The organism is Rhodococcus sp. LW-XY12 (assembly GCF_019317345.1).
Lineage (GTDB): Bacteria > Actinomycetota > Actinomycetes > Mycobacteriales > Mycobacteriaceae > Rhodococcus > Rhodococcus pyridinivorans.
The window spans coordinates 5,182,480-5,208,978 of sequence record NZ_CP079225.1 but is presented as its reverse complement, the minus strand read 5'-3'; the positions used below and the strand labels follow the sequence as shown (position 1 = coordinate 5,208,978).

The window sequence follows — 26,499 nt, the reverse complement described above, 5'->3', positions numbered from 1 at the left end:
GCAGCTTCCCTCCCTTTGGTCACCGGTTTTCCACACGATTATCCACAGGTGTGGACAACCGGGGGAATCACCCGGTTGATGTGTGGATGGGAGGTGTGTATTCGCTCGGCGGGGCTCGTGGGCCCGGGCGGTCTGCGAGGATCAGTGTGACACACGGTGCGACGCGGTCCGACTCCGTGTTCGGTGAACGCGCCCGGAGAAGCTGCGCGACGACGCCCGAAGAGGCGCGGGGCAGCAGGCCGTCACCGGCCGGCACATCGTCGTCGAATGGAGCGAGACGCGGGACTGCACAGGTAGTCGCGATGCGCCGTCGAAGACATGGCCCAAAGCGTACCCGAGCTGTGCTCCGGATCACATATCTTCTCGGCGAGTAGTTTTCGCCGAACAGGTCCGGCGTGTCGCGTTGATCGGCGCTGTTCGTCGCGGTTTGATTTCGCGCCCGCGTCCGAGTAGCCTCGAACAGTCACTCATACCGAGGTGACGGGTTCGTCCGGCTCGAGTCGAGCAATACGAATCCTGCGAATTCACGTACACGTTGGACGACGGTGCTTGCCGCGCCGTCGCAGAATTATCGAGGAGTGTCGACCGTGGCCAAGGGCAAGCGGACGTTCCAGCCGAACAACCGACGCCGCGCGCGCGTTCACGGCTTCCGTCTCCGGATGCGCACCCGTGCGGGTCGCGCGATCGTTTCGGCGCGTCGCCGTAAGGGCCGCGCTTCTCTCACCGCCTGATTCCCTAACGGGAGCTCGGGGTGCTACCTGAGCCGTATCGACTGCGGCGCCACTCGGATTTCTCGGATACCGTCCGCCGAGGGCGTCGTCAGGGGCGGCGGGATCTGGTCGTTCACGTTCTCGAACGCGATCGCACCGAGTCCTTGGTGAGTGTCGGCGGTCCGCGTTTCGGACTGGTCGTGAGCAAGGCTGTCGGGCCGGCGGTGATTCGACATCGAGTCGCACGCCGGCTTCGTCATATCTGTGCAGGTCTCGTCGAGGCTCTGCCCTCCGAGACCGACATCGTGCTGCGCGCACTACCCGGCGCTGCCATCGCGGATTCCCGTGAGCTCGACAAGCAGGTGCGGTCGGGTCTCACCCGCCTCGGACTGCTCGACGCCGGTGCTTCCGCCTCGCATGGGAGTGCTCGCGCATGACCGAGCCCGAGCGGAGGTCGTGGTGGCGGTCCCTGCGGTCCGCCCCGGCCCGGGCATTGATCTTCTGTATCGAGCTCTATCGCACCTATGTGTCGCCCACACGGATGCCGACCTGTCGATTCACCCCGACTTGTAGCGAGTACGCCGTGGAGGCGCTGCGCACGCGGGGTGTCGTCGTCGGTGCGGTCCTGGCATCGGTGAGACTGCTCAAGTGTGGCCCCTGGCACCCTGGTGGGTGGGATCCGGTACCCGAACGGAAACATCGGTCGTCCCCAGTGGGTACCTGACCGGAGCCGAGACCCGAGACCGACGCCTCTTCGTGGCGATCATGGACGACCAGAGGAGTACATAGAGCCGTGCTCGACTTCATCTACTATCCCGTGTCCTGGATCCTCTGGGTCTGGCACAAAGTCTTCGCCGCGATCCCGTTCCTAGGACCGGACAGCGGTTGGACCTGGGCGCTGTCGGTGGTGTTCCTCGTGTTCACCCTGCGCGCGATTCTCTACAAGCCCTTCGTCAAGCAGGTTCGCACGACCCGCCAGATGCAGGAGCTGCAGCCGCAGATCAAGGCACTTCAGAAGAAGTACGCCAAGGACCGGCAGCGCCAGGCACTCGAGATGCAGAAGCTCCAGAAGGAGCACGGCTTCAATCCGTTGATGGGCTGTCTGCCCGTTCTGCTGCAGGTCCCGGTCTTCATCGGCTTGTTCCACGTGCTGCGCTCGTTCAACCGCACGGGTACCGGCTTCGGCCAGCTCGGGCTGACTCCGGAGGAGAACGCGCAGATCGGCAACTATGCGTTCAGCCCGGAGGACGTCCAGTCGTTCCTGAGCGCCCGCCTGTTCGGTGCTCCGATTTCGTCGTGGATCACGCAGCCGATGGCGTCGCTCGAGGCGTTCGAGCCTTTCGGCGGCATTCCGACGCGCTGGCAAATTGCCGCCGTCGCGGTGCCGCTCATGATCGTCGCCGGCGTCGCCACGCACTTCAACGCTCGTGCCTCGGTCTCCCGCCAGAGCGCGCAGGCCGCCGCGAACCCGCAGGCCGCGATCATGAACAAGCTGGCCCTGTACGTCTTCCCACTCGGTGTGCTCGTCGGTGGTCCGTTCCTGCCGATCGCCGTCATCATCTACTGGGTCAGCAACAACATCTGGACCTACGGACAGCAGCACCTCGTCTTCCGCCGTATCGACAAGGAGGAAGAGGAGAAGAAGGCTGCGGCTCTGGCCCGCCGGAACGAGAACGCACCGAAGCCGGGTGCTCGCCCCGACAAGTCCAAGAAGAAGGGCTCGGCCGCAGCGTCCGACGCCGTCGATGCCACGGTCGACGAGACCGGCGAGGTGTCGCTGCAGAAGGACGCCGCGGCCGGCGACGGCTCCCCTGCGGCTTCGAAGTCCGGTGCGTCCGCTCCCAAGCCGGGTAGCCGACCCAAGAACTCCAAGCGCAAGCGGCGCTGACCGAAGTAGAAGAGAGCTGAATATGGCCAGTGACCTGGACAAGGTGGAAGAGGACCTCGCGGTGGCACCCGAGGAGCGCGACACTGCGGCGGACGCCGATCTCGATGACGACTACCTCATCGAAGAAGGCGAGATCGCCGGCGACTACCTGGAGCAGTTGCTCGACGTTCTCGATTTCGACGGTGACATCGACCTCGACGTCGAGGGCGACCGCGCGGTCGTGAGCATCGACGGCGGTAAGGATCTGACCAAGCTGGTGGGTCGCAACGGTGAGGTTCTCGACGCTCTGCAGGAGCTCACCCGTCTCGCCGTGCAGCAGGCGACCGGCGAGCGCAGCAAGCTCATGCTCGACATCGCCGGGTGGCGTGCAGGCAAGCGTGCCGAGCTCTCATCGCTCGGCGCGTCGGCCGCGAAGCGCGTGCTCGAGACCAGCAAGCGCGAAGAGCTCGAGCCGATGACGCCGTTCGAGCGCAAGATCGTGCACGACGCCGTCGCGAAGATCGACGGTGTGTCCAGCGAGAGCGAGGGTGCGGAACCGCACCGCCGTGTGGTGATCGTCAAGGATTGAGTCGGCCGTGCCGACCGAAGAGGGACTCTGCGCCGTCAGGGTCCCTCTTCGCCTTTTCGTAACTGATGCTGTGGGTCCCGATGTTGTTTCGGGTGAGCCGACAGGAAAGGATGTTTCACGTGGAACAGCACGAGGCGGAACTGTCGGCGGTCGCGCAGCGGGTCTTCGGGGATCGGACCGAACTTGCCGAGCGGTACCACCATTCGTTGTCGACGGCAGGTGTCGAGCGGGGGCTCATCGGGCCGCGTGAGGTGCCGCGCCTGTGGGAACGACACATTCTCAACTGCGCCGTGGTGGGCGAACTCATCCAGGAGGGTGAGACAGTCGTCGACGTGGGCAGCGGTGCCGGTCTGCCGGGTATTCCTCTCGCACTTGCCCGTCCCGACCTCCAGGTCACGCTCGTCGAGCCGCTTCTGCGCCGCACCGTCTATCTGGCGGAGTTCGTCGAATCCCACGGGATCGAGAACATTCTCGTGGTCCGTGGCCGTGCTGAGCAGCCGAGCGTCCTCCAGGAGGCGGGCGGCGCAGACGTCGTGACTTCCCGTGCCGTCGCACCTCTCGCCAAGCTCGCCAAGTGGTCGCTCCCCCTCGTCCACGAGGGAGGCCGGATGCTGGCGTTGAAGGGTTCGTCCGCTCGAGAAGAGATCGACCGCGATCACGACGAACTCGCTCGCCTCGGTGCCGGCAATCTCGAGGTGCTCGAGTGCGGAGGCAATCTCCTTCCGACACCCACGATCGTCGTGAAGGCCGAGCGGATTCCGCGGCCGGCGCGGCGTCGCAAGAAGCGCTGAGCGAATCGCCTGGCGCGACGATCGCCCCGACACCCTCCCCTCCCCTACCGGGTCGGGAGGGTGTTGCCGTTTCCGAGACATTCTTTCCGACTCGAGGAATCTACTCGAGTACATTACCGGTGCAAAACGGTTGTTTCGGACGTTGTCACACCAGACCCGATCACCCCATGACGTTTCGTCACTGTGATGTTTCAGATTCCCTGAAATGTGTTTATCAAACGAATTATCTTCCTGTGCACTACGATTGAAACTCACTAATGTGAATAGTATTGCGGACCAGAGCATTTCAGTCTGGGTGTTCGCGGTTCTCGGGCCCACTCGTGTGGGTCGGGATTGTTTCACGTGAAACCACCGAGCCGCTCCTCCGCCTGTTTCACGTGAAACAACTCCGCTCCCCGTTTCACGTGAAACGTCACCCGGCCATGTCGCCGACGGAACCTAGAATGCGGATGGGATACTGAACCGACTGAGAATGCGTGCGCGTGGTCGGAAGGCCGGGGACAGCTCCGGGCCCGGGACTCGCATTCTCCCTTCGGCGCCTCGACCCGGTCTTCGAAGTCGCGACCGGGAAGCGACGAGGATGTAGCGTGCGAACCGAGCGGATCTACGTGTAAGGAGTGTTCTATGACGGGTGGATCTGAATCCGCTGTTTCACGTGAAACCGGAGGCGCCGAGGACGACTTCTCCCCCGTACCCTTCGACGGTTTCTCCACCGTCGACACCCCGATCGGCGCGGCTGCTCATCGCGCCACCCAGGTCCTGCATCCGAGCGATGCCAACGCACTGCCCAAGCCGCGCGAGCGTCGCGTCTTCACGATCGCCAATCAGAAGGGCGGGGTCGGTAAGACCACCACGGCGGTGAACATCGCCTCCGCGCTCGCCGTGCAAGGATTGTCGGTCCTCGTGGTCGACCTCGATCCGCAGGGCAACGCGAGCACCGCCCTGGGCGTGCCGCACTATTCCGGTGTGCCCTCGAGCTACGAGATCCTCCTCGGCGAGATCAATGCCGCCGAGGCCGTGCAGCAGAGCCCGCACAACGAACGCCTCTTCTGTATCCCCGCCACGATCGATCTCGCCGGTGCCGAGATCGAACTCGTCTCGATGGTCGCGCGCGAGAACCGCCTCCGGAACGCCCTCACCAAGGAGGCGCTAGGCGACCGCGAGTTCGACTACGTGATCATCGACTGCCCGCCGTCGCTCGGTCTGCTCACGGTCAACGCGCTCGTCGCGGCGAAGGAAGTTCTCATACCCATCCAATGCGAGTACTACGCACTCGAAGGTGTCGGGCAGCTCCTGCGCAACATCGAGCTCGTCCAGTCGCACCTCAACCCCGAACTGCACGTCTCCACCGTCCTCCTGACGATGTACGACGGTCGCACCAAGCTGGCCGATCAGGTCGCCGCAGAGGTGCGTGCGCACTTCGGCAGCGCGGTGCTGCGTTCGGTCATTCCCCGCAGCGTGAAGGTTTCCGAAGCTCCCGGTTACGGGATGACCGTTCTCGACTACGATCCTGGATCGCGCGGCGCGATGAGCTACCTCGACGCCGGGCGCGAGTTGGCGGCACGCGGGGTACACGAGAATCAGGGGAACGGATGAGCGCGACACGTAAAGGCGGGCTCGGTCGAGGTCTGGCAGCGCTCATCCCCACCGGTCCCCCGGTGGATGCAGAGCAGAAGCCGACGGCCGCCCCGAGTTCCACTGCCACCGCCCCCACGGCCACCGCTCCCACCGATACCGCTGCTCCGGCCGTTCCTGCGCCGGCCGAGTCCGCACCGGCCGCGGGTGAACCGTCGAAGCCTGCTTCGGGCGGACAGTCCAAGTCGGCTGCGTCGCGTCGCCCCGGCTCGTCGGTCCTGAACCTCCCGTCATCGGGTCTGGGTATGGCAGCCGCCGATCTCATCATCGGTGACGGCAGAACGCCGGCGCCCGCGTCCCCGGCGGAGCCTGTCGAGGACGACGCGGCACGGGCGTCCGGAGCGGCATCCGAAAGCGAACCCCTCCCCTCCCCCACCGGAGCGGTGTACCTCGAGATCCCGATCGACCGGATCGAGCCCAACCCGAAGCAGCCGCGGCAGGTCTTCGACGAGGAAGCGCTCGCCGAGCTCGTCCACTCCGTCCGCGAGTTCGGGCTCATGCAGCCGGTCGTGGTCCGCCGCCTCGAAGGCGACCGATTCCAGCTCGTGATGGGTGAGCGTCGCTGGCGTGCCGTCCAGGAGGCAGGCCTCGGCACGATCCCCGCGATCGTCCGCGACACCGAGGACGAATCGCTGTTGCGCGACGCGCTGCTCGAGAACATCCACCGGGTGCAGCTCAACCCCCTCGAAGAGGCCGCGGCCTATCAGCAGTTGCTTGAGGAGTTCGAGGTCACCCACGAGGAACTCGCGAGTCGGCTCGGACGGTCGCGGCCGGTCATCACGAACATGATCCGGCTGCTCAAATTGCCGGTCGCGGTGCAACGACGCGTGGCGGCCGGAGTGCTGTCGGCCGGGCACGCGCGTGCCTTGTTGGCGCTCGAGGCCGGTGCCGACGCTCAGGAAGCACTCGCCGCACGCATCGTCGCCGAGGGCCTGTCCGTGCGGGCGACGGAAGAAGCCGTCGTGCTCGCCAACCGCAACGACACCCCCGACGCTCCGCAGCAGAAGCGTCGGAAGCCCATCCAGATGCCGGGGCTGCAGGACGTCGCGGAGCGTCTGTCGAACTCCTTCGACACGCGCGTGACCGTGAGCCTCGGCAAGCGCAAGGGCAAGATCGTGGTGGAGTTCGGTTCGGTCGACGACCTCGAACGCATCGTGAAGATGATGGAGTCTCAGACCGACCTTTCTTGACTCCTCGTCGGAGCAAGACAACAGTCTGTAGACGAAAGACGTGGAGGCGAGCTATCCCGTGTCGACCCGAGTATCACCGCTCACGTTGAGTGGGATCGAGCAGTTGCCTGCTCATGCGCGACGGTGCGTTTTCTGGGAGCTGGATCCCACCTCATCGCCCGACGTTCAGCAATTCGCCGACCCCGAATTCGAGAAGGAAGCATGGCTGTCCATGGTCCTTCTCGAATGGGGGTCGTGCGGCCATATCGCGACGATCGGCGACAAGGCCGCCGGGTGCGCGCTCTACGCTCCGCCGGGCATGGTTCCCCGCGCGCAGGCCTTCCCTACCGCGCCCGTCAGCGCCGACGCGATCCTGCTGACATCCATGCGGACCGAACCGCACGCGGACGAGCCGGATGTCGGAGCCGACCTCATCCGCGGTGTCGTCGCCGATCTCGTCCGTCGTAACGTCCGTGCCATCGAGGCCTTCGGGATCCGACGTACCGCCGACGTAGAAGCGAGCGATGTGCCGCACGCGACGGCCGCACTCGGGTGCTCCGACACGGAGTGCATGATCGACGCAGACTTCCTCGAGGACATGGGCTTCGAGGTCGTCGCCCCGCACTACCGCTACCCGCGGCTGCGTCTCGAGCTCGACCGCGACCACGAGTGGAAGTTCGCCGTGGAGGCCGCCCTCGATCGGCTCCTCGAGGAGTCCTCTCTCACCGTCGCGGATCTGACCGCAGGTTCGGCCGTCGGCGCTCACTGACGTACACCGGACACCGACGAAAAAGGACCGCCCCGCAGACTCTGCGAGGCGGTCCTTTTCTCGTCTACGGGCCTGCTAGCGACTGTCGGAGATGGACAACTCTTCGGCAAGCAACTCGGCGAAGGTGTACGTGCCGGTCGGCTGGTCGTCCTGGCCGAGCAGGTACAGCCGCTTCACCGCGATGAGGATCGCCTCGGCGATGATGTCGCGGCTGCGCGGATCGGCGAGCAGCGCGGCGTCCTGCTCGTTGGTGAGGTAACCGAGATCGATCTGCACCGTCGGCATGTTCGTCAGGCGCAGCAGATCCCAGGTGCGGCCGTGGCTGCGGCAGTCCTGCAGGCTCGTGCGGGCGACGATCTCGCGCTGGATGTAACCGGAGAGCACCTGTCCGATCATCGACTCGGACCCGTGCGAGTTGCCGTAGTGGAAGCTCGCGATGCCGTTCGCGGCGGGGCTGTGGCTCGCGTCGCACCGCAGCGAGATCATGAGGTCGGCACCGAACGCGTTGGACGTGCCCGCGCGTTCGACGTCGGTCGGATTCACGTGGTACGGCCGCGACAGGAAGGTCTCCATGCCCGTCGCCGCCATCCGGCCCTCGAGCCGACGCGCGAGATCCCACAGGATGTCGGCCTCGGAGATCGGGCCGTGAGGGCTCGGCACGATGATGCCGTGGGTGTTACCGCCGAGACCCGGGTCGATGACGATGCGCTTGCCGCTGAGCTGCGGACCGGAGCGGCGCACGATCTCCTCCTCGGAGATCGCGTGGGGCGACCCGCCCGACACGCGCGTGCCGAGCAGTTCGAGCGAGCGCAGTGTCTCGGCACCGCAGATGCCGTCGGAGGCGAGTCCGATCTCGCGCTGAAAGGAGCACAGACCCTCGTGGGTCTTCGGCCCGAAGTAGCCGTCCACGCGGTCGACGTAGAAGCCGAGATCCTGCAGACGGGTCTGCAGGGCCGCGACATCGTCGCCGTAAAGCGGAGCGGAGAGCTGATACATCAGGGTGCGCGCACCGAGCTTGTACGACGCTTCCTTCAAGGAACGGTAGGTCGCGGGGCCTACGGTCCCGTCGACGAGCAGACCGCGCTGCTGCTGGAACGCGCGCACGGCTCCGTCGAGTTCACGATCGAAGCGGACGTCCGATCCCATCCAGTCGCCCGACTCCTCGGGCTCGTTGTGCAGGAAGCCCAGGCCGGCCAAGGTGCTCCGGATCTCGGCGACCGCCGGACCGTGGTCGCCGTGACGAAGAGGGCGCATGTATCGGGCCTTTCCGTGCTGACAGGATCGGTGCCCGGCGTGAGGGCTGGGCAGCATCGAACGGGAGTGGGATGAAGGATGTGCCCGTGAAGACGGGCTCACGGGCACATCCGAGAGGTTGATCCTGGGACGGTACTACAGGACGTCCGCGAGATCCCGAAGCAACGCCGCCTTGCCCTTGGCCCCCACGATCGTCTTCGTCGGCTTGCCACCGGAGAAGAGGATCATCGTGGGAATCGACATGACCTGGTAGTCGCGTGCGGCCGACGGATTGGCGTCGATGTCGAGCTTGGCGACGGTCAGCTTGTCGCCGTGTTCGGCCGCGATCTCCTCGAGAACCGGAGCGACCATCTTGCACGGACCGCACCAAGTGGCCCAGAAGTCGACGAGGACGGGCTTCTCGGACTGCAGTACGTCCTCGACGAACGACGAGTCGGTGATGGTGACGGTGTTCTTGTCGGCCACGGATGTCTCCTGAATCTCGGGGTGGAATGTGGAACGGGGTGGTGGATCAGGCCTCGGCGAGCGTCGGCGCCTCGACCTCGCGGTTCGCGACGAGCCACCGCTCCGCGTCGATGGACGCCGAGCATCCGGTGCCGGCGGCGGTGATCGCCTGGCGGTAGGTGTGGTCGACGAGGTCGCCCGCGGCGAAGACACCCGGCACGGAGGTCGCGGTGGAGGGCGCCGAGACCTTCACGTAGCCCTCGTCGTCGAGGTCGACCTGACCCTTGACGAGCGAGCTGCGCGGGTCGTGGCCGACGGCGACGAACAAGCCGGTGACCGGCAGGTCGCTGCGCTCGCCGGTGACGGTGTCCTCGAGGACGAGGTTGGTGACGCTGTTCTCGCCCTGCACCTCGGCGACCTTCGCGTTGGTGACGAAGCGGATCTTCTCGTTGGCGCGGGCGCGCTCGAGCATGATCTTCGAGGCGCGGAACTCCTCGCGGCGGTGGATGAGGGTGACGCTGCGCGCGAAGCGCGTCAGGAAGGTCGCCTCCTCCATCGCGGAGTCGCCACCGCCGACGACGGCGATGTCCTGGTCGCGGAAGAAGAAGCCGTCGCAGGTCGCGCAGGCGGAAACGCCGCGGCCGAGCAGCTGCGACTCCCCGGGCACACCGAGGTAACGCGGCTCGGCGCCCATCGCGAGGATGACGGCGTGGCTGCGGTAGGTCTCGCCATTGGCGACGACCGTCTTGACCGGGCCCGTGAGGTCCATCTCGTCGACGTCCTCGGTGCGCAGATCGGCGCCGAAACGCAGTGCCTGCTCACGCATCTGGTCCATGAGTTCCGGGCCCATGATCCCGTCCTTGAAGCCCGGGAAGTTCTCGACCTCGGTGGTGGTCATGAGCTCGCCACCGAACTGCGTTCCCTCGAAGACGAGCGGGGTGAGTTCGGCGCGGGCCGCGTAGATGGCGGCGGTGTATCCGGCCGGTCCCGAACCGACGATGATGAGGTCGTGAATCGTGGGCGAGGTCGTCATGCGGCGGAGCCTTCCGGTTGGGTGAACGGGGGCGCGAGGACTGCGGGCGATCCGGCCGGAACCGGACGGCAGCCTACAGATACTGTCAACACCAGGGTAAACGGTGTTGTTCCCCTTCCGCCGTGCGTCCCGCCACAGACGCCCTGTACGGACCGGCCGGTCGCCCGACCGGCCCGCCCTCGATGCGAACCGGTACGGTCTCAGGCCGCGCCGGGCACGTCCCGCAGCGTCTCGCGGATCACGCAACGCGTGCCCGTATAGATGGTCGGCATGCACTTGTTGCAGTGGATACACAGACCTTCGTGTGCCGTCTTCTCCTCGAACTTGCGGACGAGATACGGATCACGCAGCAGCGCGCGGCCCATGGCGACGAACTCGAAGCCTTCGTCGAGCGCCGTCTCGATAGTGTCGAGCCGGTTGATGCCGCCGAGCAGGATCAGCGGGATCTTCAGTTCCTCGCGGAACTGCCGGGCCATGGGCAGGAAGAATGCCTCCTCGAACGGGAGCTTCGGGAAGATCTTCGGCCCGTAGACCTTCAGTCCCCAGCCGACGACCTTCGGCTGCGACGCCTGGAACTCCTTCATGGGGACGTCGCCGCGGAAGAAGTACATCCCGTTCAACAGCGAGCTCCCGCCGGTGAGCTGCATGGCATGGATGGTGCCGTCGGACTCGATGAGCTTGGCCATGGGCAGGGACTCGTCGAGCCACAGACCCTGGGGCACGCCGTCGGTCATGTTGAACTTCGCGATGACGGCCACCCCCTCCCCCACCGCCGTGCGGACGGCCTCGAGCACGCGACGCGGGAAGGCGGTACGGCCCTCGATGCTGCCGCCGTACTTGTCGGAGCGCTTGTTGAGATTCGGGCTCATGAAGGAGCTGAGCAGGTAGTTGTGCCCGAGGTGGACCTCGACGGCGTCGAATCCGGCCTCGACGGCGAAGCGCGCGGCGCGTGCGTAGTCCTCGACCACCCGATCGAGCTGCTCGAGTGTCGCGCCGCGGACGAGCCCCATGGCGGGGGCGCTGATGCGCGTGGACGGCGCGAGCGTCTTCATCTTGTTGGAGATCTGGTTGGCGACGAGTCCGGCGTGGCCGATCTGCGCGGAGGCCAGACCCCCGGCGGCGTGCACGGCGTCGGTGAGCCGGGTCAGGCCGGGGACGGAGTCGGCGTCGAGCACGAGGGTGTCGCGGTGGACGCGGCCGTCGTGGGAGACCGAGCAGTAGGCGACGGTCGTGAGGGCGGTGCCGCCGCGGGCGACCTCGACGTGGAATTCGACGAGTTCGTCGCTGACGGCTCCTCGAGGCATGACCCCTTCGAAGGTTGCCGCCTTGACGATGCGGTTGCGGAGGGTGAGCGGCCCGAGTCGGGCCGGTTCGAACACGGTGGGTCGCGGCGAAGACATGCCCCTACTTTCGATGCCAGTGGTATCGTAATTGCGCTTCGACTATAACGCTCGTCACACTCCGCGCCAGATCGATTCCCACTCGGTCCCGACATCACGGATCCCATGCCCAGCACCGCTCCGGGGCGCCCCCGCGACCCCCGAATAGACAACGACGTCCTCACCGCCACCCGCGAGATGCTCCGCTCCCACGGCTGGGACGGGCTGAGCCTGCGGGCGGTCGCCGCCCGCGCCGGCGTCGGCCGCGCCGCACTCACGCGTCGGTGGCCGACCAAGGCCCACCTGGTGCTCGACGCACTGCTCGGTTCCGCACCCGATCTGACGCCCTACAACGGCATCGATCGCAAGGGCTGGATCGAATGGGTGGTCACCGGGAGCATCGAATTGTTCTCCCGGCCGGAGGTCCGCGCTGCGCTCCCGGGGCTTCTCGCGGCACTGCGGGACCACGACGACCTCCGCAACACGCTCTGGCGCACGTTCAGCGGCCCCAGCACCGCCCTGTTCGCCGACGGCGACGGCTCGGACGTCGAGATCGACGCCAAGGCCGTGCTCGTGATGGCAGCGGGGTCGGCGTTGTTCGCCGGCCTCATCGCCGCGGAGGACGACACACCCGCGCTGCGCGCGCGGATCCTGGAACTGTTGTCGACCGTGGCGTAGCGCCGGACCCGAGCGCCGAAAGGTCAGCCGATCGTCTTGCGGACCAATATCGCGGGATCATCTGCGTCGCAGTCGGTTCCGACCACCAGAGCGGTAAGCGCCGGTGCGTCCGGTCCGCTCAACAGGACGAGGACGGCATCGTCGCCGGCGTACCGCACCGCGCGTGAACCGATCGGTGACCGGCCTTCGAAACCGTTCGCGTCCAGACATTCTCGGAGACGATCGGCTCCACCGAGGAGACCGGGATCGGTGTCGCCGATCATCGCCCGCAGGGTGGAGGGTTCGAACAGGACCTCGTCTTCCGCTGCCGCGACGGGAACACCGGTCGGGTCGTCGCTACCGAAAGCCGTTTCGCGCACGACCACCACGAGCAACACCGCCACTGCAGCCGCGACCGCGGCACCGGCCACCGCCCACCGGCGACGCCGTGCGATGCGGGACGGTGTGGACCGGACATCGGACCGGTCGTCGGATCGATCCTCCGCGAGCGCGGCACCGATACGCGCGGCGATCTCGGGCGGAATCGATTCTTTCGGTGGAGCGCCGCGCAGGGCCGACAACCGCGCCTGCGTCGCGTCGAGCCGCGCCAGATACACGACGGCCCCGGGATCGCGGCGCACGCGCGGCCACAACCGGGCGGCGAGCTCCTCGTCGAGCACCCCGGCATGCAGATCGGCGAGCAACTCCGCGGAGTACGGCGGGCGCATCTCGGCGGAGTTCGACGGACGCATCTCGTCCTCGTTCATGCGCGACTCTCCTCCGCGGTTCGGCATCCCTCACCAGAGTAAGACGGAGGAGGATCACGATCGGTTCCCCTCGGAGCGAAGGTCGTCGAGAAGAACTGCGAGCCGGCTCCGCGCGCGGGCACAGCGGCTCTTGACCGTTCCCTCCGGAACACCGAGACGTTGCGCCGCCTCCCGGACGGAGAAACCTTCCACATCCACCGCGACGACGGCTGCCCGCTGGTCGGGTGGCAGTGCGAACAGGGCGGATTCGATGTCGAGTGCGATCTCGGTGTCGTGGATGGGATCGCGCGGGGTACGCAGGTCGTGCGAATCGTCCTCGAACAGTGGGACGGTCACGCGGACACGATTGCGGCGGATGCGATCGAGGCACGCGTTGACGACGATCGAATGCAACCAGCTGCGGACCGCGGCGTCCTCCCGGAAACCCGAAGCCCTCCGGTGCGCCGAGAGCAGTGCCTCCTGCAGCGCGTCGGCCGCGTCCTCGTTCGAGTAACTCGTCCGCCGCGCGACCTGCCACAGATGGTCGTGATGTCGTGCCAGCAAGGCGGAGAAGGCATGCCGATCGCCTGCGATGTGTGCTGCGAGCAGCTCGGCATCCGACACTGCTCCATCGGACGCCACCCCGTCCGACACGCTTCCGCCGTCGTCGACACCCCCGTCGGGCACGGCGATTTTTGCGATCCCCCCGAAAATTCGCACGCGCGGATGGTAGCCGATCCGGACGATTCCGCCCGGCTGTCCGCGGTCAGCGTGCGGCTTCGAATTCCACTTCGGAGAGGGAACTCTTGTTGCTTCCGCCGCTCGAGCTCAGATCGGTGATCCACACCAGCACGTGCGAAGTCTGGCCGTCCGCCTCGACCGGGATCGTGGTCTCACCGGAAGCCAGTGTGCCCGAACCGATCACCTGCGTCTGATCGAGCGACGTCGACTCGGACGGTGCGCTGCGCACCTCGACGACCGTGCCCGGCGTGTCGGTGGTGACCTTCACCGCGGACAGTTCCGACGCGTCGGCGAGCGTGAACAGAAGTCCGACACCGTTCTTCAGCGACGGGAACGGATCGAAGTAGGCATCGGTGCTCCACGAGGTGGACGGATCACCGTCGATCGCCTGCGACGCGGTGGCGGGCGAATCGGGTGTGCCCTGAGGCGAGAACACCGACACGGAGGTCGCGGAGACCGGAGCGCTCGCCGCCGGTCGCGGCGGCGCGGCCTCGACCTGCTCGTCGCCCGCCCCCTCCTCGGCGGGTGCCTCGGCAGTGGGAGTCAGACCGAACTCCTGACTCGTCAGCGGAGCATCGTCGGCATCGCCGGCGAGCAGGTTCGCGATCCACCATCCGATGAGCGCGAGCAACAGCACCGTCGTGGCACCGAGCGCGGCCAGGGCGATGAGCATCCGCTGCGAATGTTTCTTCTTCTGTTCCAGCGCTTCGGGATCCGCGAGTGCATGCGTCTCCGCGGCGGCAGCGCGCTGCCCGATCCGCAGTGCCGGGATCATCTCGGTCTTCTGATCGACGACCGACGCCTGGTCGAGGATGTGCTGCACGGTCGCGGCGGTCCGGATACCGCCGTCCTCGGACAGGGCACGCACCGCGACCGCCGAGATCTCGAACGGCACATCGGGACGCAGGACGCGCGGCTCCACCGGCACACCGTCCTTGCGGTCGGGCTCCGGCATTCCGCCGACGGTGGCACCGCTGTGGTGCGGGACGGGAACGCCGCCCGGAGCCGATGGCTCACCGAGCGGCCACCGTCCGGTGATGAGTCCGTACAGGCTCGCGCCGAGACCGCGCACGTCGGACATCGCGTCGGAATCGGAGAAGGTCGCGGGGAAGGCCAGCACGGCGTCACCCGCCACGCTGATGCGGATGCGATCCGGGTGGTCGATCGACAGCGCGCTGCCCGCACGGTGCGACGCCTCGGCGGCGGCCGCGAGCGCGCGGATCGCGCGTGCCGCACCGATCGGCGACGGCTCGGTGGTGGACATCTCCTTCAGCGACCGGCCGGGAGTCCACTCCGAGATGACGATGCCGCCCGAGCTGCCGCGCACCACGTCGAGGACGCGGGCGAGTCCGGGCGAATTGATACGACCGAGGCGCAGGGTGCGCGAGAGCACGGCCTGCGGCGAGTCGGGGCCGGTGCCGTCGGCCGCGCGCTGTTCCGCGTCGACGAAGGTCAGCGCGACCTCGCGATCGAGCTTGACGTCGAGTGCCTGCCAGAAACGCAGACCGCGCGCGCCTCCGTGCGGGGCGAGCAGACGGTAGCGACCACCGGCGACCGAGGCACCGGCGATGAGATCGGGGCCGCGCATCGGACGGCGCGGCTGGGAGGCCGGGCCCGCGACACGCACCGGCGGGAGCTGCGGGGATCCGACGGGGATGACACCCGTGTCGAGGTTCGGATCGCGCGGCGGGCGCTTGCCGTCCTTGTCGGCAGACTTCTGCCGTGCGGCGGCATCGATGGTGGACTTGCCGGCAGCGTGGTCGTCGCTCACCCTCACTCCTTCGTTGTCGACTCGTCCACTTCCGGTGTGCAGACGCGGGTCGCCGCTGGGGGCCGCGAAGAACCGTGGTCGACGGCTCCCGGACCGTACCTGCTGCTGATCAGGGTACGGGAGTTGTCCGTGCGCATTGCTGCGACCGGGCACGTCCCTGATGGCGGGCATGACCTCTGTGATGGCGTCATAAGGTCCGACGCCGTACTCGCCGTAGTCGATACGCGGCAGGATGACGGTCTTCTCGGCATCCGATTCGGCGTAGCGCGGACGCGGGACGGGGGCGGGAGCCGGTGCCTCGTCGGAGGTGGTTCCGGTCTCGGGTTCGGAGGGGGCCTCCTCGACCGGGGCGGTGCCGCGCAGTGCCGCGACCTTCCGTCGCACGGCCGCTTCGATCGCGAGGATCTCGGGCACCTTGAGCAGGTACATCCCGACCAGCGCGACGAGCACCATGAGCACACCGTTGAGCCCGACCCGCACGAGCGAGCCGATGCCCCCGAAGCGGTCGGCAAGGACGTCGAGTTGCAGGAGACGGTCGGTGACGAGCACGACAATCGCCGCGGCGAGCGACGCGAGCACGACGTGCCAGACGGTGCGTCCGACGTTCGCCATCTGCAGGTCGCCGAGTGTGCGGTGCAGCAGATAGCCGCCGATGAACGCTCCGACGGTGAACGCGACGCCCGTGGCCGCGCCGAGGAGCAGCACCACCTGCTCGTCGTTCGCCGCGACGACGGGCGCCAGCGCGGACAGGCCGATCTTGACGGCGGTGATGCCGAGGATGATCCAGGTGGGGGTCCAGGCCTGTTCCCTGGCATAGAACACGCGCAGGTGGATGAGCACCAGCGCGTACGGGATGAGCGTGAACGCCGACCAGCTCACCGCCTGGCCGAGGCGTTCGGCGTTGCTGCCGCCGAAGTTGCCGTAGCCGTACAGCGCGGCGCCGACCTGCGAACCCGCGATCGTCAGGAAGGTGACGATCGGGATGAGCGAGATCATGGTGAGGCGGGTCGCGACGGACAGGTCGTCGACGACGGCCGGGGTGTCGTCCGCGGCGGCGTTGCGACTCAGGCGCGGCATGATCGCGGTGAGCACGGTGACCCCGAGGACGCCGTAGGGCAGCTGCAGCAGCAGCCACGCGTTGTTGTAGATCGCGGGACCTGCCTCGTCGGCGCCTGACGACACACGCGTGGCGAAGACCATCCCGGCCTGGCTGATCAGCACGTACAGCACGATCGCGGCGGCCATGCCACCGAACTGCCGGAGCCGGTCGTCGAGACCCCACAACGGCCTGAGATTGATGCCTTCGCGGCGCAGCGCGGGTACCAGGCACATCGCCTGCGTGATGACGCCGAGCAGCACGCCGATGCCGAGGACGAGCAGTTTCGGATCGCTCATCCGCACCGGATCGAGCGTGATCTCGCCCGGCATCAGGTAGTAGATCACCAGCACGGTGAGCACCACGAGGTTGTTGCACACCGGGGCCCAGGCGCCCGGCTTGAACACCTGCCGGGTGTTGAGGATGCCCGTGAACAGGCCCGACAACCCGTAGAACATGATCGCGGGCAGGAGCAGGTACGACAGCGCTGTGGTCAGCGACGTCGAGACCTTGCCGGACTCGTCGAGGAAGACGTGGGTGGTCAGGACCGGGGCTGCGGCCACCGCGAGAACGGTCGCCGTGCCGAGCAGCACCAGCGCCGCGGTGAACAGTCGCCGGACGAAGGCCTCACCGCCGTCGGGGTCCTCCCGCTCGGCCCGCACCAGCACCGGCACGACGATCGAGGTCAGGACGGCGCCGAGCACCAGCTCGGAGATCATGTTGGGGATCTGGTGCGCCACGGTGAAGGACGATGCGACGCTCGCACCGAGCAGGGTCAGGATGAGCAGCTGCTTGAGGAAGCCGGTGATGCGGCTGACCAGGGTCGCCACGGCGATGGAGCCGGTCGCCGCGAGCAGGCTCTGCGGCCTGCGGCGACCCGCACCGGCACCCGTGACGTCCGGTGAGGTGGTGGGAGAGTCCGACGGTCCCGGGTTCGGGTGTGTCTCCACGTCGTCCCGTGTGGAGTTCCCGGTCATTTCTCATACCCTTCGTCGGCTGGATCCGGCTCTCCCCGGAACCGGTGCAGAAGTCGCCTGCCCGCCAGGAACAGCAGGAGGGCTCCCGCACATCCCGTGACGACGGCGAGGATCTGGCCGTACGCATTGGAACGTACCGTCACCGTCGTCGAGCTGCCGAGAGGCAGGCCGGAGTCGGTGGTGAGTGCGAACTCCAACCGGAGGTTCCGCGAGTCGCTGATCTGAGCCGGCACCGTGAGGGTGCGGCTGCCACGCGGCGGGAGCTGGGTCGGCCCGATATCGGTGATGTCCACCGTGTCGGGCGCGTCCACCTGCAGCCGCACGGTGATGCCCACGGGCAGGTCGTTGCGCGCGGTGAGCAGCAGCGGACTCTGTTCGGACGTCAGGGTGTACACACCGCCGGTCGAGATGACCGTCACGGCGTCGTAGATGTCGTCGACGGCCTCCCGCACCTCGGAGGCGCGGTGCTCGCCGGTCGCGTAGGCACCGTCGGCGTCGGCACCGCGACGACCGGCCAGGCTCATCGCGCGCAGCAGGTCCTCGCGCAGCGGGGCGGTGAACTGCTGCGGGGTGAGCTGGGCCTGCGGGTCCTCGACCAGCGCCGTCTGGATCGCGTCGAGGCGGCCGATCTGTTCCTCGGCCTCGGACACGACCGTCGCGGAGGCGCCGTCGGTGATCGCCTGCTCGGGATAGACCAGCATCGAGGCCGTCGGGTCGTTCGCGGTGTTCGCGGCCGCGTCGACGAGCGCGGCGAGCGGTCGCGGCGTGGTCAGGCCCGAGCGGACGAGCGTGGAGAGCATCGACAGCACGGAGGCGGCGTCGTCGGGCGATGCCGACCAGTTCTGCGGCGGCGCGAACAGCACCGATCGGCCTGCGGCCGGCAGTGCCGCCCCGGTGACCTCGCTGACCGTCGGCACCATGGCCGGCCAGGCCAGCGCGCCGAGGGCGTCCTGCAGGCGGGCCGTCGAGGAATCGCGGGAGAGGTCGTAGCGCGCCGAGGAGGGGACGAAGGACGGCGTCTGCGGGTCGGTGCCCATCCCGGCCAGTGCCGCGGACGCGGACGAGTCGAACAGGGCGGCGGTGAGGCCGGAGACACCGGAGATCCGGAAGCCGTTGCCGCCCGGCGCGGTGGACGGCGTCGACGACGTGCCCGCGAGCAGGGCGCGTCCGCCCTCGAGGGCGTTGTCGGACACCAGAGCGGTCACCGGGCCGTCGGCGGCGAGCATCGATCCGGTCTTCTCGGTGAGTACGCCGGAGTCGGGCCACATCACGCCCGGGGTGGAGGTGACGCCGAGGATGGAGTCGACGATGGCCGCCGGTGATTCGAGCGCGGAGTCGGTCAGGGACGAGTCGGCGAGGTCGCCGAGCGCGGTCAGGTCGACCTGTGCGAACGGCACGGCCAACGTGCAGGTCGTCGCCGCGAGGGCACGCAACCGCTCGAGCCAGGCGACCGCGGCATCCGTGCCCGAGCCCGGACGCGCATCGCCGGTCGGTTCGTTCGGATCCTCGACGACGAGATAATCGCGCGTCATGTTCGCGACGGTCACGAGCAGGTCCGGGTCCACGGCCAGGCACAGTCCCTCGAGGACGCGGGGTTCGGTGCGGGCGGTGTCCTCGACGGCGCGCAGCAGACCGTCGAGCCTCCCGCCCTCGGTGAGCGAGGCCGCAAGGTCGTCGTCGACCAGGCGTACCGGCTCGGTGCCGGAACCGGCCACGCCGGCGGCGAGCCTCGGCCGATCGGCCAGTGGCCACAGCATCGTGACCGCGGCGGGGCGGGACACGTCGGGCGGTACGGCGGGGAACGCCTTCTCCTCGCGGTCGAGCCGGCCGTCGTCGGACGAGCGGGTCGTGCCCCGCGACCCGCCGTTCCCGGTTTCGGTCTCCTCGGTGACCTCGTCGCTCGCGGGAACCGCGAGCACGGGCAGCAGGAAGCGTGCGTCGTCGAGCCGGGCCGCCCCGCCGTATTCGGGGACCCCGTTGACGTTCACCAGCAGCGGGTAGACGCCGGGAGTGTCGATGTCGAGCGACGGCACGAGATCGGAGCGCAGCGGCAGTTCGAGTTCGAAGTCGGCACGTTCGCCCTGCCCCAGCCGGTCGGCGACCTCCTCGAACTCACCGACCGTGTCGAATCCGGCCTGGTCGAGGGACAGCGAGGTGCGCAGCGCTGCGGAGTCGGAGACCACCGGTGCGCGCTGCAGCCGCACCCAGACGTCCTCGACGTCCCGGTCGCCGATGTTCGCCACCGTGCCGCGGACCGTGACGACGGACTCGCTCGTGAGAGTCACCGTCTGCGGCGTCACCTCGTCGATACTCAACTCGAGGAAGCGCGGTTCGTCGGGGTCGGTCTGGGCTGCGGCCGGATTCGCCGAGGCCGTCGGGAGAAGAGTCGTCGGCAGAAGAGGCGTCACGCCTGCCGTTGTGAGGACGAGTACGAGCACGGCGAGCACCGCGGCGCCCGCCCGGGACACCACCACCGTCATCCGCGTGGGGCCCCCGGTTCGTCGGCATCGGGGAGTCGCGTGTGGTCCATCTCGGCGATGAGCTGATCGGCGATGTCGGCGAGCTTGCGTTCGTCGGCATACGCCAGGCGGGTCCGCAGTTCGCGCAGCGGCACCCACGCCACCTCGGTGACCTCGACGTCCGCGTCGGAGAGTTCTCCGCCGAGATAACGCAGCAGATAGTGGTGCACGGTCTTGTGGACCCGGCGGCCCTCGGTGACGAACCAGTAATCGATGCTGCCCAGCTCGGCGAGCACCGAACTGCGCACGCCGGTCTCCTCGCGGACCTCGCGCATCGCGGTTTCCTCGGCGGTCTCACCCTGCTCGATGTGGCCCTTCGGCAACGACCACAGCAGGCGTCCCCGCCGGTCGGTGCGGCCGATCAGGGCTGCGCAGAGTTTCTCGGGCGGACCACCGAGTCCGTCGACCACCAGACCTCCCGCGGAAGTCTCGCGGACGGTCCGCATGCGAGGTCCGGGCGAAGCGGACGATCCGGGCGAAGCACCGTGTGCGGTCTTCTTTGCGCCCGCGCCACGCCGCCGCGAGCTGCGGCGGTTACGGTTGGCACGTTCGGCGGGCGACACCTCATAGATAGTAGATGGACCGACGTCGGTCCCGGCTCAACCACACGAACGCGCTGCTCGGTAAGGTGCAAAGACGTGAACTCCCCCACCGCAGACACCGACCGTCGTACCCGGCTGCTCGCCGGAGCCGAGGCCACTCTGCGCGATCTGTCCGACATCCTCGCCCCGCTGGGGGCGCGATTCGCCGAAGCCGGACACGAGCTGTATCTCGTGGGGGGCAGCGTGCGCGACGCGGTGCTCGGTCGCCTCGGCACCGACCTCGACTTCACCACCGATGCGCGTCCGGAGGTCGTGCAGGAGCTGCTGCGCGGATTCGTCGACCACCAGTGGGAGACGGGTATCGACTTCGGGACCATCAGTGCGGTGAAGGGACTCGAGCAACTCGAGATCACCACCTTCCGCAGCGACGCCTACGACCGTGTCACGCGTCACCCCATCGTGAAGTACGGCACGAGTCTCGAGGACGATCTCGTGCGCCGCGACTTCACCGTCAACGCGATGGCCGTGCGGATCGGACCGGACGGTGCGGGTGAGTTCGTCGACCCGCTCGGCGGCATGGACTCCCTGCTCGCCGGCGTGCTCGACACCCCGGCGAAGCCCGAGGACTCCTTCCACGACGATCCGCTGCGCATGCTGCGCGCGGCGCGGTTCGTCTCCCAGCTCGGCTTCGCCCTCACCGAGCGCGTGCACACCGCGATCGTCTCGATGGCCGACGAGATCCTGCGGATCAGCGCCGAGCGGGTGCAGGCCGAGCTCGACAAGCTGATCCTCGGCGACTATCCGATCGAGGGCATCGACACGATGGTCGAGACCGGTCTGGCGCAGCGGGTGATCCCCGAGATCCCCGCGATGAAGCTCGAGATCGACGAGCACCACCAGCACAAGGACGTGTACTGGCACTCGCTGACCGTCCTGAAGCAGGCCATCGACCTCGAGGACGGCGATCCCGATCTCGTCCTGCGGTGGGCCGCGCTGCTGCACGACATCGGCAAGCCCGACACCAAACGCAACGAGCCGCAGGGCGGCGTCAGTTTCCACCACCACGAGGTGGTCGGAGCGAAGCTCGTGCGCAAGCGCATGCGCGCCCTCAAGTACTCGAAGCAGATGATCGAGGACGTCAGCCGTCTGGTCTTCCTGCACCTGCGCTTCCACGGCTACGGCAGGGGACAGTGGACGGATTCGGCCGTGCGCCGTTACGTGCACGACGCCGGGCCGCTGCTGCCGAAGCTCCACAAGCTGGTGCGCGCCGATTGCACGACCCGCAACAAGCGTCGGGCCGCCGCGCTGCAGGCCACCTACGACGGTCTCGAGGAACGGATCGAGCGCATCGCCGCCGAGGAGGATCTCGCCAAGGTCCGGCCCGACCTCGACGGCAACGCGATCATGGAACTGCTGGGTATCTCCGCAGGTCCGACGGTCGGCAAGGCGTGGAACTTCCTCAAGGAACTGCGGCTCGACCGCGGCCCGCTCGAGCGCGACGAGGCCGAGGCCGCGCTGCTCGAGTGGTGGGCACAGCAGCAGGAGGCCTGACTCCGAACGTCTGATCTCACATCGTCGTGACGGCGGCGTGAGCCAGATGTCACCGCGTGCTCACCGCGGGTGACGCCACCGCAACACCGCTTCTCCAGCATGGACACCGGCGTAGTCGAGACGGTGTCGAGGAGTTGCGGGATGCAGGACGCGATCACCACGGTGAAATCCACCTGCTCCTACTGCGGTGTGGGATGCGGGATGCTCCTCGACGTCGCCGTCGACCCGGAGACGGGTGACCGACGCGTGGTGAGGGCATACGGAGACAAGGATCACCCGACCAACAGGGGTCGGTTGTGCACGAAGGGCGCGACCAGCGCGGAGATGCTCGCGGCCGGGGGCCGGCTCGATACGGCGTGGATGCGTTCCGAGCGGGCGGCCGAGGTCGCCCCGCTCCCCTTCGACGATGCAATCGCCGAGACCGCGCGGCGCCTGAACGATATCGTCTCGGCCCACGGCTCCGACGCGGTGGCTCTCTACGTCTCGGGACAGATGTCGCTCGAGGCCCAGTATCTCGCGACGAAGCTCGCGAAGGGATACCTGCGCACCTCGCACATGGAATCGAACTCGAGACTGTGCATGGCCGGCGCCGCGACCGGGTACAAGCAGTCGCTCGGATCCGACGGCCCGCCCGGCTCGTACGAGGACTTCGACCGCGCCGACGTCTTCTTCGTGTCGGGTTCCAATATGGCCGACTGCCATCCCATTCTGTTCCTGCGCATGATGGATCGGGTCAAGGCGGGAGCGCGACTGATCGTCGTCGATCCGCGGCGCAGCGCGACCGCCGACAAGGCCGACCTGTTTCTGCAGATCGCGCCGGGCACCGACCTGGCGCTTCTCAACGGTCTGCTGCACCTGATCGTCGAGAACGGACACGTCGACCGCGACTTCGTCGAGAAGCACACCGACGGCTGGGACGCGATGGAGTCCTTCCTCGCCGACTACCCACCGCACGTCGTCGCCGAAGTCACCGGTCTGGCCGAGGCCGACATCCGCACCGCGGCGCAGTGGATCGGCGAGGCCGGGGAGTGGATGAGTTGCTGGACGATGGGTCTGAACCAGAGCACCCACGGCACGTGGAACACCAACGCGATCTGCAATCTGCACCTCGCGACCGGGGCGATCTCCCGCACCGGCAGCGGGCCGTTCTCCCTCACCGGCCAGCCCAACGCGATGGGCGGCCGCGAGATGGGATACATGGGACCGGGTCTGCCCGGTCAGCGCAGTGTCCTCTCCGACGACGACCGCGCGTTCGTCGAAGATCGCTGGTCGCTGCCGCGCGGCACGCTGCGCACCGAGGGCGGCGCCGGCACCGTCGACATGTTCGAGCGCATGGCCGCCGGAGAGATCAAGGCGTGCTGGATCATCTGCACCAATCCCGTGGCGTCGATCGCGAATCGGAGCACCGTTCTCGAGGCACTCGGGAAGGCCGAGCTGGTGATCGTGCAGGACGTCTATCGCGAGACCGAAACCGCTTCGTACGCAGACGTTCTCCTACCCGCAGCTCTGTGGGCCGAATCCGAGTATGTCACCGTCGGATCCGACCGCACCGTCAATCTTCTACAGCAGGCCGTCGAACCCGTCGGTGAGTCGCTGCCCGACTGGGAGATCATCGCGCGGGTCGCTCAGGAGATGGGTTTCGGCGACGCCTTCGACTATTCGAGTGCCGAGGAAATCTTCGAGGAGATCACCGGATTCGCGAATCCGCAGACCGGCTACGACCTGCGCGGCATGACCTACGACCGACTGCGGGAAGGGCCCGTGCAATGGCCGTGCCCGCCGGAGTCGGCCGCGACACGGCACCCCGTCCGCTATCTCAACGACGGGACGAGCCGGACCCCGGTGGTGCGCGAGGACGGTTCCCGTCCGCGACTGGCGTTCGCGACCCCCGACGGCCGCGCTCGTTTCTTCCCTCGCCCGCACATGCCCGCCGCGGAAATGCCGGACGACGACCACCCCTTCGTCCTGAACACCGGACGCGTCCCGCACCAGTGGCACACCCTCACCAAGACCGGGAAGGTCGAGAAACTCACCAAACTGAATCCCGGACCGTTCGTCGAGATCAATCCCGATGATGCACAGCGACTGTCGATCGTCGACGGCGACCGGGTCGAGATCGCATCGCGGCGCGGCCGGGCCGTGCTGCCGGCCGTCGTCACCGACCGGGTGCTGCCCGGGAACTGTTTCGCGCCCTTCCACTGGAACGACCTCTTCGGCGACGATCTCGCCATCAACGCCGTGACGAACGACGCCGTCGACCCGGCATCCCTGCAGCCCGAATTCAAGGTCTGCGCCGTGTCGGTGGAGAAGGTCGCGGGTGCGGTCGAACCGGTGCTCGAGAGCGGTTCGGTGCTCGACCGTCTCGAGTCTGCGCTGGGACTCGGGACGATTCCCGCACCCACCTTCGACGACGCCGAACGAGGTTATCTCGCAGGTCTTCTCGCCGGACTCAGGACGGCGGAGATCACTGCCGCGCCGACCCTTCCGCCGACCGCGCCGTTCCCGGCCGACAAGCGGGTATGGGTCGACGGACTGCTCGCCGGGATGTACGCGCACTCGGCCCCGGTTCCCGACGCGACGCCCACCGAGGCGGTGCCGGACGGGCCGGTCGTCGTGGTGGCCTGGGCGTCGCAGACGGGCAACGCCGAATCCTTCGCGGCGAGTTGCGCACAACGGCTCCGCGATGCCGGTCGGGCCGTGCGGCTGAGGGGGCTGAACGAACTCGACGTCGCCGCGCTGGCGGACATCGACGACCTCGTGGTCGTCACGAGCACCTTCGGCGACGGCGACCCACCCGACAACGGCGGGTCGTTCTGGCGGTCGCTCGCGGCGGACACCGCGCCCGAACTGAGCGGAACGCGTTATGCAGTAATGGCTTTCGGCGATTCGAGCTACGACGATTTCTGCGGCTTCGGGCGCCGTGTCGATGACCGTCTGAGCACTCTCGGCGCGACCCGCCTGGCCGAGCGCGTCGACTGCGAACCCGGAGAGGACGAGCGCGCGCAGAACTGGCTCGACGCCCTCGTACCGCTGCTGGGAGGCTCGACGACCCCGGTCGCATCGGCTGCTCCCGCGGCCCCTGCCTATACCCGCAACTCGCCGCTCGTCACCCGGATCACCCGCAATATTGCACTGAGCGGTGCGGGTTCGGCGAAGGACGTGCGTCAGTTCGGATTCGAGATCTTCGATCCAGCATTCGAATACGAGGCCGGCGACGCACTCGGGGTGATGCCGACGAACGGCCCGGAGGCCGTCGACGAATGGCTGCAGGTCACCGCCCTCGACCCGGAGACCGCCGTCGAACTCGGCGACCGTCCTACCGTGCCGCTGCGCGAGGCCGCGACCCGTCACCTCGACATCACCCGGGTGACACCGGAACTGCTCCGGTTCGTGCAGAAGCAGAGCGGCAGTGCCGAACTCGCGAAACTCCTGCGACCGGGTAACAAGATCGAGCTGCAGCAGTGGCTGTACGGGAGGCAGGCGATGGACGTCATCGCCGAGTACCCGTTCAAGGCGCCCTGGGACGAATGGAAGGACCTCCTCGGTCGTCTGCGTCCGCGCCTGTACTCGATCTCGTCGAGCCCGAAGACGAACCCGCGCGAGGTACAACTGACGGTGTCGGTGGTGCGCTACGAATTCGAGGGTCGATCCCGGGCAGGCGTGTGCTCGTCGTTCCTCGCGGATCACAGCAAGGGTGTGGACATCCCGATCTTCGTGCAGCGCAACGAGCACTTCCGGCCACCGGCACCCGAGACCGACATGATCATGGTCGGTCCCGGTACGGGCATCGCACCGTTCCGCGGTTTCCTCCACGACCGTCGTGAGGCCGGGCACACGGGCCGCAACTGGTTGTTCTTCGGCGACCAGCGATCCGAGGCCGACTATCTCTACCGCGACGAGATCGAGTCGATGCACGCCGACGGTTTCCTCACCGAGCTGGGACTGGCCTTCTCCCGCGACCAGCGGCAGAAGATCTACGTGCAGGACCGGATGCGCGAGCATGGTGCGCAGGTGTGGAAGTGGCTGCAGAACGGTGCCCACTTCTATGTGTGCGGCGACGCCGGACGTATGGCGAAGGACGTCGACGCGGCCCTGCGCGAGGTGGTGCAGGCGCACGGACGGCTCGACCGGGACGCCGCCGCGGCGTACGTCGAGCAGATGGCCGCCGACAAGCGGTACGTCCGCGATGTCTACTGATCTGTTTGTCGGTCCGCAGATGCGGGTATAACGTAGGGTTCATGACGCATCTGCGGAGATAC

The 26,499-nt window shown here is 67.7% G+C and carries 21 protein-coding genes; 12 read left to right on the top strand and 9 right to left on the bottom strand.

Features of this window, described 5'->3' with window-relative positions:
- Positions 1 to 587 precede the first annotated feature (587 nt).
- The 9 genes from rpmH to KXC42_RS24190 all read left to right on the top strand — a co-directional run bounded on the left by rpmH (position 588) and on the right by KXC42_RS24190 (position 7,530).
- Positions 588 to 731: a 50S ribosomal protein L34 gene (rpmH, locus tag KXC42_RS24230; RefSeq protein WP_006550910.1), complete on the top strand. Its 144-nt coding sequence runs from the start codon at positions 588 to 590 to the stop codon at positions 729 to 731.
- A gap of 20 nt (positions 732 to 751) precedes the next feature.
- Complete coding sequence (gene rnpA, locus KXC42_RS24225; RefSeq protein WP_024102541.1) at positions 752 to 1,147, top strand: ribonuclease P protein component; 396 nt, start codon at positions 752 to 754, stop codon at positions 1,145 to 1,147.
- Positions 1,144 to 1,434, top strand: a complete 291-nt coding sequence (yidD, locus tag KXC42_RS24220; RefSeq protein ID WP_006550908.1) for a membrane protein insertion efficiency factor YidD — start codon at positions 1,144 to 1,146, stop codon at positions 1,432 to 1,434. Before rnpA ends, yidD begins: the two co-directional genes overlap by 4 nt.
- Positions 1,435 to 1,503: 69 nt before the next feature.
- Positions 1,504 to 2,598, top strand: a complete 1,095-nt coding sequence (gene yidC / locus KXC42_RS24215) for a membrane protein insertase YidC (protein ID WP_006550907.1) — start codon at positions 1,504 to 1,506, stop codon at positions 2,596 to 2,598.
- A 22-nt stretch (positions 2,599 to 2,620) separates the two neighbouring features.
- Positions 2,621 to 3,166 carry a R3H domain-containing nucleic acid-binding protein gene (locus tag KXC42_RS24210; RefSeq protein WP_006550906.1) on the top strand — a complete coding sequence of 182 codons (546 nt, stop codon included), beginning with the start codon at positions 2,621 to 2,623 and terminating at the stop codon, positions 3,164 to 3,166.
- Positions 3,167 to 3,276: 110 nt separating this feature from the next.
- Positions 3,277 to 3,957 carry a 16S rRNA (guanine(527)-N(7))-methyltransferase RsmG gene (rsmG, locus tag KXC42_RS24205; protein ID WP_033098073.1) on the top strand — a complete coding sequence of 227 codons (681 nt, stop codon included), beginning with the start codon at positions 3,277 to 3,279 and terminating at the stop codon, positions 3,955 to 3,957.
- A gap of 624 nt (positions 3,958 to 4,581) precedes the next feature.
- Positions 4,582 to 5,553 (top strand): ParA family protein, encoded by a 972-nt coding sequence (locus KXC42_RS24200; RefSeq protein ID WP_006550904.1) that lies wholly within the window; start codon positions 4,582 to 4,584, stop codon positions 5,551 to 5,553.
- Positions 5,550 to 6,782 (top strand): ParB/RepB/Spo0J family partition protein, encoded by a 1,233-nt coding sequence (locus KXC42_RS24195; protein WP_373922175.1) that lies wholly within the window; start codon positions 5,550 to 5,552, stop codon positions 6,780 to 6,782. Before KXC42_RS24200 ends, KXC42_RS24195 begins: the two co-directional genes overlap by 4 nt.
- Positions 6,783 to 6,840: 58 nt before the next feature.
- Positions 6,841 to 7,530, top strand: coding sequence for a GNAT family N-acetyltransferase (locus KXC42_RS24190; RefSeq protein WP_219129740.1), 690 nt, complete (start codon positions 6,841 to 6,843; stop codon positions 7,528 to 7,530).
- Between the two features lie 75 nt (positions 7,531 to 7,605).
- On the opposite strand, the gene KXC42_RS24185 is transcribed toward KXC42_RS24190, so the two are convergent.
- The 4 genes from KXC42_RS24185 to KXC42_RS24170 form a co-directional block, all read right to left on the bottom strand.
- A complete protein-coding gene (locus tag KXC42_RS24185; protein WP_006550901.1) occupies positions 7,606 to 8,784 on the bottom strand; it encodes an N-acetylmuramoyl-L-alanine amidase in 1,179 nt (392 codons plus the stop codon).
- A gap of 135 nt (positions 8,785 to 8,919) precedes the next feature.
- Positions 8,920 to 9,249 (bottom strand): thioredoxin, encoded by a 330-nt coding sequence (gene trxA / locus KXC42_RS24180; protein WP_006550900.1) that lies wholly within the window; start codon positions 9,247 to 9,249, stop codon positions 8,920 to 8,922.
- Between the two features lie 46 nt (positions 9,250 to 9,295).
- Positions 9,296 to 10,261: a thioredoxin-disulfide reductase gene (trxB, locus tag KXC42_RS24175; RefSeq protein WP_006550899.1), complete on the bottom strand. Its 966-nt coding sequence runs from the start codon at positions 10,259 to 10,261 to the stop codon at positions 9,296 to 9,298.
- A gap of 200 nt (positions 10,262 to 10,461) precedes the next feature.
- Positions 10,462 to 11,661, bottom strand: coding sequence for an NADH:flavin oxidoreductase (locus KXC42_RS24170; RefSeq protein WP_219129739.1), 1,200 nt, complete (start codon positions 11,659 to 11,661; stop codon positions 10,462 to 10,464).
- Positions 11,662 to 11,766: 105 nt separating this feature from the next.
- Between KXC42_RS24170 and KXC42_RS24165 the strand changes: the two genes are divergently transcribed.
- Entirely contained in the window at positions 11,767 to 12,318 is a 552-nt protein-coding gene (locus KXC42_RS24165) for a TetR family transcriptional regulator (RefSeq protein ID WP_219129737.1), read from the top strand.
- A gap of 23 nt (positions 12,319 to 12,341) precedes the next feature.
- On the opposite strand, the gene KXC42_RS24160 is transcribed toward KXC42_RS24165, so the two are convergent.
- The 5 genes from KXC42_RS24160 to KXC42_RS24140 all read right to left on the bottom strand — a co-directional run bounded on the left by KXC42_RS24160 (position 12,342) and on the right by KXC42_RS24140 (position 20,710).
- Positions 12,342 to 13,064, bottom strand: coding sequence for a hypothetical protein (locus KXC42_RS24160; RefSeq protein WP_257605942.1), 723 nt, complete (start codon positions 13,062 to 13,064; stop codon positions 12,342 to 12,344).
- Between the two features lie 54 nt (positions 13,065 to 13,118).
- Entirely contained in the window at positions 13,119 to 13,667 is a 549-nt protein-coding gene (gene sigM, locus KXC42_RS24155) for an RNA polymerase sigma factor SigM (protein ID WP_033098127.1), read from the bottom strand.
- Between the two features lie 142 nt (positions 13,668 to 13,809).
- Positions 13,810 to 17,628 carry a murein biosynthesis integral membrane protein MurJ gene (gene murJ / locus KXC42_RS24150; protein WP_033098070.1) on the bottom strand — a complete coding sequence of 1,273 codons (3,819 nt, stop codon included), beginning with the start codon at positions 17,626 to 17,628 and terminating at the stop codon, positions 13,810 to 13,812.
- Positions 17,625 to 20,108 (bottom strand): DUF6049 family protein, encoded by a 2,484-nt coding sequence (locus KXC42_RS24145; protein ID WP_219129735.1) that lies wholly within the window; start codon positions 20,106 to 20,108, stop codon positions 17,625 to 17,627. The genes murJ and KXC42_RS24145 overlap by 4 nt, the downstream gene beginning before the upstream one ends.
- On the bottom strand, positions 20,105 to 20,710 hold the full coding sequence (locus KXC42_RS24140) for an NUDIX hydrolase (RefSeq protein WP_033098068.1): 606 nt from the start codon (positions 20,708 to 20,710) through the stop codon (positions 20,105 to 20,107). Before KXC42_RS24140 ends, KXC42_RS24145 begins: the two co-directional genes overlap by 4 nt.
- A gap of 75 nt (positions 20,711 to 20,785) precedes the next feature.
- On the opposite strand from KXC42_RS24140, the gene KXC42_RS24135 reads away from it, so the two are divergent.
- Complete coding sequence (locus KXC42_RS24135; protein WP_219129734.1) at positions 20,786 to 22,240, top strand: CCA tRNA nucleotidyltransferase; 1,455 nt, start codon at positions 20,786 to 20,788, stop codon at positions 22,238 to 22,240.
- 141 nt (positions 22,241 to 22,381) lie between these two features.
- Positions 22,382 to 26,437, top strand: coding sequence for a bifunctional nitrate reductase/sulfite reductase flavoprotein subunit alpha (locus KXC42_RS24130; protein ID WP_219129733.1), 4,056 nt, complete (start codon positions 22,382 to 22,384; stop codon positions 26,435 to 26,437).
- Positions 26,438 to 26,499: the final 62 nt, after the last annotated feature.

Coding starts and splice junctions, on each gene's coding strand:
- KXC42_RS24165 (WP_219129737.1), top strand. CDS start 11,767: ATGCCCAGCACCGCTCCGGGGCGCCCCCGCGACCCCCGAATAGACAAC.
- rsmG (WP_033098073.1), top strand. CDS start 3,277: ATGTTTCACGTGGAACAGCACGAGGCGGAACTGTCGGCGGTCGCGCAG.
- KXC42_RS24145 (WP_219129735.1), bottom strand. CDS start 20,108: ATGACGGTGGTGGTGTCCCGGGCGGGCGCCGCGGTGCTCGCCGTGCTC.
- KXC42_RS24185 (WP_006550901.1), bottom strand. CDS start 8,784: ATGCGCCCTCTTCGTCACGGCGACCACGGTCCGGCGGTCGCCGAGATC.
- KXC42_RS24200 (WP_006550904.1), top strand. CDS start 4,582: ATGACGGGTGGATCTGAATCCGCTGTTTCACGTGAAACCGGAGGCGCC.
- KXC42_RS24160 (WP_257605942.1), bottom strand. CDS start 13,064: ATGAACGAGGACGAGATGCGTCCGTCGAACTCCGCCGAGATGCGCCCG.
- KXC42_RS24130 (WP_219129733.1), top strand. CDS start 22,382: ATGCAGGACGCGATCACCACGGTGAAATCCACCTGCTCCTACTGCGGT.
- KXC42_RS24210 (WP_006550906.1), top strand. CDS start 2,621: ATGGCCAGTGACCTGGACAAGGTGGAAGAGGACCTCGCGGTGGCACCC.
- yidD (WP_006550908.1), top strand. CDS start 1,144: ATGACCGAGCCCGAGCGGAGGTCGTGGTGGCGGTCCCTGCGGTCCGCC.
- trxB (WP_006550899.1), bottom strand. CDS start 10,261: ATGACGACCTCGCCCACGATTCACGACCTCATCATCGTCGGTTCGGGA.
- KXC42_RS24195 (WP_373922175.1), top strand. CDS start 5,550: ATGAGCGCGACACGTAAAGGCGGGCTCGGTCGAGGTCTGGCAGCGCTC.
- murJ (WP_033098070.1), bottom strand. CDS start 17,628: ATGACCGGGAACTCCACACGGGACGACGTGGAGACACACCCGAACCCG.
- KXC42_RS24170 (WP_219129739.1), bottom strand. CDS start 11,661: ATGTCTTCGCCGCGACCCACCGTGTTCGAACCGGCCCGACTCGGGCCG.